This window comes from Amycolatopsis sp. NPDC003861 (genome assembly GCF_053605405.1).
The window spans coordinates 1-5,937 of the sequence record NZ_JBSGJD010000393.1 but is presented as its reverse complement, the minus strand read 5'-3'; the positions used below and the strand labels follow the sequence as shown (position 1 = coordinate 5,937).

Annotated in this window: 4 protein-coding genes and 1 pseudogene; 3 read left to right on the top strand and 2 right to left on the bottom strand. The window is 71.0% G+C overall.

Going from position 1 to position 5,937, the window contains the following annotated elements; all coding sequences use genetic code 11:
• Together ACWEVN_RS45865 and ACWEVN_RS45860 are read left to right on the top strand one after the other, a co-directional pair.
• Nucleotides 1–800, top strand: an 800-nt coding sequence (locus ACWEVN_RS45865; RefSeq protein WP_452055461.1) for a hypothetical protein, incomplete at its 5' end; no start/stop codon positions are given.
• 16 nt (nucleotides 801–816) lie between these two features.
• Nucleotides 817–1,299 (top strand): hypothetical protein, encoded by a 483-nt coding sequence (locus ACWEVN_RS45860; RefSeq protein ID WP_452055460.1) that lies wholly within the window; start codon nucleotides 817–819, stop codon nucleotides 1,297–1,299.
• A gap of 62 nt (nucleotides 1,300–1,361) precedes the next feature.
• On the opposite strand, the gene ACWEVN_RS45855 is transcribed toward ACWEVN_RS45860, so the two are convergent.
• Nucleotides 1,362–2,927 (bottom strand): beta-N-acetylhexosaminidase, encoded by a 1,566-nt coding sequence (locus ACWEVN_RS45855; RefSeq protein ID WP_452055459.1) that lies wholly within the window; start codon nucleotides 2,925–2,927, stop codon nucleotides 1,362–1,364.
• Nucleotides 2,928–2,992: 65 nt separating this feature from the next.
• Complete coding sequence (locus ACWEVN_RS45850) at nucleotides 2,993–4,861, bottom strand: propionyl-CoA synthetase (protein WP_452055458.1); 1,869 nt, start codon at nucleotides 4,859–4,861, stop codon at nucleotides 2,993–2,995.
• Between the two features lie 184 nt (nucleotides 4,862–5,045).
• Between ACWEVN_RS45850 and ACWEVN_RS45845 the strand changes: the two are divergent.
• A pseudogene (locus ACWEVN_RS45845) lies at nucleotides 5,046–5,937 on the top strand (serine/threonine protein kinase); the annotation flags it as partial.

Sequence of the window (5,937 nt, the reverse complement as noted above, 5' to 3'; positions counted from 1 at the left end):
CCGACGCGGCCAAGTCGGCCGCGGACGCCAACCTCAGCCGCGACCAGGCCGTGCAGGCCGCGGCCGACGCCTTCCAGCGGACGATCGACCTCTACCTGCGCGAGATCGCCGAGGCGGCGGGCGGCAGCCGGCCGGACATGACCGATCCCGAAGGACACCCCTACAGCGACGACCAGGCGGGCCACCCGGCCTACCACGAGCCGACGCCGTGGGAGCGGGTCGGGCTGCAGGACTACATCAACATGCTGACCATGGAACAGGGCGCGGCCGCGCTGTTCGTCTGCAACAACCGGCCGATCACCTGCGCCCTGTTCGACCACTGGGCGAAGGCGAGCGGCAAGGACTACGTCCTCAGCGCCGACCAGATGGCCAATTTCTACAGCGACCCGCAGTGGCAGGGCGAACTGAACACCCGGCTGGCGGCCTACGCCAACCAGGCCGCGGCCAAGTGCACCGGGCCGGTCGGCTCCACGTGCGCGCTGAAGCTGGACACGAACTGGCTCGGCTCGCAGTTCACGCAGGTGTCCGACCACATCTTCGCGTTGCACTCGTTCGAATACCGGGTCACCGGCGACCTCACCGCCAAGGTGACCGGCAACGGGACGGTGCAGCTGACCGGCGGCTACCGCGTGGACCTGAAGAAGGCCTACAACTTCGACCCCGACAAGCCGCCGATCACCGTGCACGGCGTTGATTACAATGTGAAGGACCTGGCCCAGATGCCCACCGTCGGCCTCGCGCAGGACTTCACCGTGCAGGGCAGCACGAACCAGAAGCTCGACATTGCGGGGCACCGATGAATCCGCGAGGAGTGCGATGCGTGCACGGCCGCTGACGGCCGTTCTCGGGCTCCTTGCCGCGGCCGCCGTTCTGGCCGGCTGCGGCAAGGAGCCCGACCCGCGGGCCTACCCGGGCAGCGAAAGCGGGGTGAGCTGGGAAGATGCCGCGGCGCGGTACCGGATCTCGCTCCCGTCGTGCCCGGTGGAGGGCTTCCGGTTCGACGTCCAGCCGCCGCTCACCGACCGGCTGGCGGCCACCTTCACCGCGCCCAAGTCCTGTGTGGACGGTTATCTGCGGCAATACGGCGTCGATCCGGCGAAGCCGCAGGACGAGATCGGGCCGCAGAACCCCCCGTTCGACCCGGCGGAGATGCGGCAGTTCGGGTGGGTGTTCGACGCGGGCGTGCGGTACGACCTCTACTTCGGCTTCCACGCGCCGGACCGGTGGTCGACGTTCTGGGCGCTCGTCAAACCAGGCCCGCAGGAAGTCATCTACCTCCGCAGCAAGACACTGGGCTGAGGTCGTGAGTGGTAAGACGGGTTCTAACCCGTCTTACCACTCACGACAAGGTGACCACCCACCTACTTCCAGTCGACCTGCGGGCTCCGGTAGAAGTTGATGCCCTGGGCCACCCAGCGCGGGCTCTGCTTCGCCAGCCGCAGCCGGTAGGCGTCCCAGTTGTGGGTGCTCCGCGGCGACCAGCCGATCTCCGCGATCCCCGGCAGCCGCGGGAACGCCATGTACTCGATGTCGGCGCTGGTCCGGAGCGTTTCGGTCCACAGGGGCGCCTCGACCCCCGCGATCTGGCTCTCCCCGACGCCGTTGACCAGGGTCGCCGGATCCCAGTCGTAGCCGTCGCGAACCTCGATCAGCGCGGCCCAGTCCTGGCCGAGCGGCGTCTGCGGGTTGTACTTCATGTCCAGGTACGCGTAGTTCGCCGGCGACATCAGGATCTTGTTGCCGCGCGCCGCGGCCGCCGCGACGTCCGGGTTGTCACCGCCGAAGTCCCAGTACTGCGGGACCGCCGACACCGGCGGGGCCGACTTGGCGATCTCGTGCCAGCCGGTGACCTTCTTGCCGTACTTGGCGACGATCGGCTGGACCTTCCGCTCGAAGGTCAGGTAGTCCGCGGGTGGCGTCGAGTGGGCTTCGTCGCCGCCGATGTGCAGGTACTCCCCGGGCGTGAGGGCCGCCAACTCGCGCACGACGTCCTCGACGAACCGGTACGTGATCGGCGAGGAGATGCACAGCGAGCTGTAGCCGACCTCGGTGTCCGTGCGGACCGGGACGGCCTTGCCGTCGCAGTTCAGCTCCGCGTACGTCGACTGCGCCGCGTTCGTGTGGCCCGGCATGTCGATCTCCGGGATCACCGTGATGTGCCGCGAAGCCGCGTAGGCGACGATGTCCTTGTACTGCTTCTGCGTGTAGTAGCCGCCCGGGTCGCCGTCGACCGCGGTCTGGCCGCCGACCGTGGCCAGCTTCGGCCAGCTCTTGATCTCGATCCGCCAGCCCTGGTCGTCGGCCAGGTGCAGGTGCAGCGTGTTGACCTTGTACTGGGCGATCTGGTCGATGTAGCGCTTCACCTGGTCCGGCTTGAAGAAGTGCCGGGCGACGTCGAGCATCGCGCCGCGCTCGGCGAAGCGCGGGTAGTCGAGGATCGTGCCGCCGGCGACGGTCCACGTCCGGTGCTGCACGCGCGTGGCCTCGATCGCCGACGGCAGCAGCTGCCGCAGCGACTGCACGCCTTCGAAGAGCCCGTCGGCGGTGTTGGCGGTCAGCGTGACGCCGTCGCGCGCGACCTTCAGCCGGTAACCCTCGGTGCCGATCCGCGCGTCGTGGCCCAGCTCCAGCGAGATCGCGGGCAGGCCGGCGGCGTGCGGCACGACCGGCAGCGGGTAGCCGGTGGCCGGGCGGAGCAGGCCGCGCAGGTAGTCCGCGACCTGGCCGGCGCCGCGGTCGGCGGTGATGACGGTGAGCGGCGTGAGCCGGAAGCCGCCGCGTGGATCGGCCTTCGCCGAGACGGGCGCCGGGACGACGTCGGTCACGCCGCGTTCGGGTGCGGCCGGGGCGGCCGTGGCGGAAGCGGGCAGGCCGGCGGCCGTGAGACTCACGACGGCCGCGGTCAGGACGGCTCTGGACAAGCGCATCGAAGCACCTCCGGTCGGGGACTCCCTGCAAAGGTACAGACCAGCCGGGGCATTTGGAACAGTTCTTAACGAAGGGCGGCCCGGATGGCCTCCAAGACGCTCGGGTCCTCGATCGTCGAGGGCACGGCCTCGTCGCGGCCGTCGGCGATCGCGCGCATGGTCTTGCGCAGGATCTTCCCCGACCGCGTCTTCGGCAGAGCGTCCACAATGGACACGTCGCGGAAGGCGGCGACCGGGCCGATGTCCCGGCGGACCATCGCCACCAGTTCCTCGCGCAGCTTTTCCGGTGCGATGTCCGCGCCCGCCTTGAGCACCACGAACCCCCGCGGGAGCTGGCCCTTGAGCTGGTCGGCCACGCCGATCACGGCGCACTCGGCGACCGCCGGGTGGGCGGCCAGCACGGCCTCCATCGACCCGGTGGACAGCCGGTGCCCGGCGACGTTGATGACGTCGTCGGTGCGGCCCATGACGAACAGGTAGCCGTCTTCGTCGAAGTAGCCGGAGTCGCCGGTCAGGTAGTGGCCTTCGTAGCGGGAGAGGTAGGCCTCGCGGTAGCGCTCGTCGTCGCCCCAGAGCGTCGGCAACGACCCCGGCGGCAGCGGCAGCCGCACCGTGATGGCGCCTTCGCGCCCGGCCGGCAGCTCCTCGCCGGCCTGGTCGAGGACCCGGACGTCCCAGCCGGGGACCGGCTTGGTCGCGGACCCGGCCTTGACGTCCATCGGCTCCAGGCCGCGCGGGTTCGCCGCGATCGGCCAGCCGGTCTCGGTCTGCCACCAGTGGTCGACCACCGGGACGCCGAGCTTCTCGTGGGCCCAGTGGTAGGTCTCCGGGTCGAGCCGCTCGCCGGCCAGGAACAGCGTCCGGAACTGCTTCAGCTCGTACCTCTCCAGCTCGCGGGCGTCCGGGTCGACCTTCTTGACGGCTCGCAGCGCGGTCGGCGCGGTGAACAGGGCCTGGACGCCGTGCTCGGCGATGACCCGCCAGAACGCGCCCGCGTCCGGCGTGCCGACGGGCTTGCCCTCGTACATCACCGTCGTCGCTCCGACGAGCAGCGGCGCGTAGACGATGTAGGAGTGCCCGACGACCCAGCCGACGTCGGACGCGGTCCACCAGACGTCGCCGGCGTGGACGTCGTAGACGGCGTCCATCGAGTAGGCGAGCGCGACGGCGTGGCCGCCGGTGTCGCGGACGACGCCCTTCGGCTTCCCGGTCGTCCCGGACGTGTAGAGGATGTAGAGCGGATCGGTGGCCGCGACCGGCACCGGGTCGGCCGGGTCGGCGCCCGCCGCCAGCTCGCGCCAGTCGAAGTGGCGGCCGGTCGTGGCCGGGGCCTGCTCGCGCTGCAGCATGACGACGTGGTCGGGCTGGTGCTCGGTCATGCCGAGGGCGGCCTCGATGATCGGCTGGTACTCGACCACCCGCGTCGGCTCGATGCCGCAGGACGCGGCCAGGATGACCTTGGGTTTCGCGTCCTCGATCCGGGCGGCCAGCTCCTTCGGCGCGAACCCGCCGAAGACCACCGAGTGCACCGCGCCGATCCGCGCGCAGGCCAGCATGGCGATCGCGGCCTCCGGCACCATCGGCAGGTAGACGATGACCCGGTCACCCTTCGTGACCCCCAGCGAGCGCAGCGCGCCGGCGAACCGCGCGACGGTGTCGCGGAGCTCCTCGTAGGTGTAGGTGCGTTGCCGTCCGGTCACGGGAGAGTCCCAGATCAGCGCGGCCTGGCCGCCGCGGCCGGCCTCGACGTGCCGGTCCAGCGCGTTGTACGAGGTGTTCAGCTCGGCGTCCGGGAACCACCGGTGGAAGGGCGGGTTGGTGTCGTCCAAGGCCCGCTCCGGCGCTCTGGTCCAGCTGATCGACTGGGCCGCGGCCAGCCAGAACGCGTCCCGCTCGGCCAGGCTGCGCCGGTAGGCTTCGGAGTACGCGCCCATGCTCGGCTCCTTCGGGTCGGACGTTCCGCCGGTCCCATCATGGCGCGGGAGCGGCGGGCGCGCCGGATTCCCGCGCGGAAAGACCCGGCAACCTCACGGAGCCCGGGAGCGTCCTAAGCTGGACCGCGGGCAAACGCCGCGTGACGGCCACGAAGTGAACACGGACAGTGAGGGGAGCCCGGCGGTGAACGGACTCGCGAGCGCGTTGCTCTCGCTAGCCCATTCCTTGTTCGGCCCGGGTTTCTGCCCCGGCGACTGGGTCTGGGCCACGAGTGCGGCCGGTGCGCTGGTCGCGCTGCTCCCGCCGATCGGCGCGGTCGCCGTGTCGATCATCCGGAAGGGCACCGGCAACCGCTACGACGCCACGACGCTGGGCGTCTTCGGGGTGATCGGCCTGCTCAGCACGCTGGTGCTGCCGTGGCTGCTGGCCATCGGCGTCTCGGGCGTCTTCCAGGCGGCCTACGGCAAGGCGAAGACCGGGCTGTCGGCGACCGAGCTGTCGACGCTGAACGGCCCCGGTGGCTGCTGGGTGGACAGCCAGCGGGACTACCTGGGCGGCGGCCAGACCGTCTTCGACGTGCTGTCCTCGCAGAGCGGCAAGGACCTCCCGTTCTTCGTGTACCTGCTGGCGTTCGTCGTCCTGGGGGCCGGCTCGCTGTTCTTCGTGATGCTGCAGGGCCGGACGGCCTTCCGTCGCGGCCCGAAGTGGCCGTCGCGGTTCTTCTGGATCCCGTTCGCCGCCATGCTCGTGTTCAGCGTCGGCATGGAGGCGAACACCGCGCTGCACTTCTGGCTCGGGTTCCTGCCGTTCAGCGTGCTGGGGCTGATCCCGGTCGCGATGGTCGGGCCGCCGCCGTGGTCGGTGATCAACCGGTCGGACCGGGCGGACGAGCCGCCGCCGCGTCGCGAGCCGGAGCTGCACCGCCCGCCGCCGTCGCAGGTCCAGCCGCGTCCGACCCCGCCGCCCCCACCGCCGCCGCCGATCAACAAGCCGTACCCGAAGACGGCGCTGGCGTCCGCGCCCGAGCCGCCGTCCCCGCCGGGGGGCATGCTGGCCGCGGCGCCAGTCCCGATCC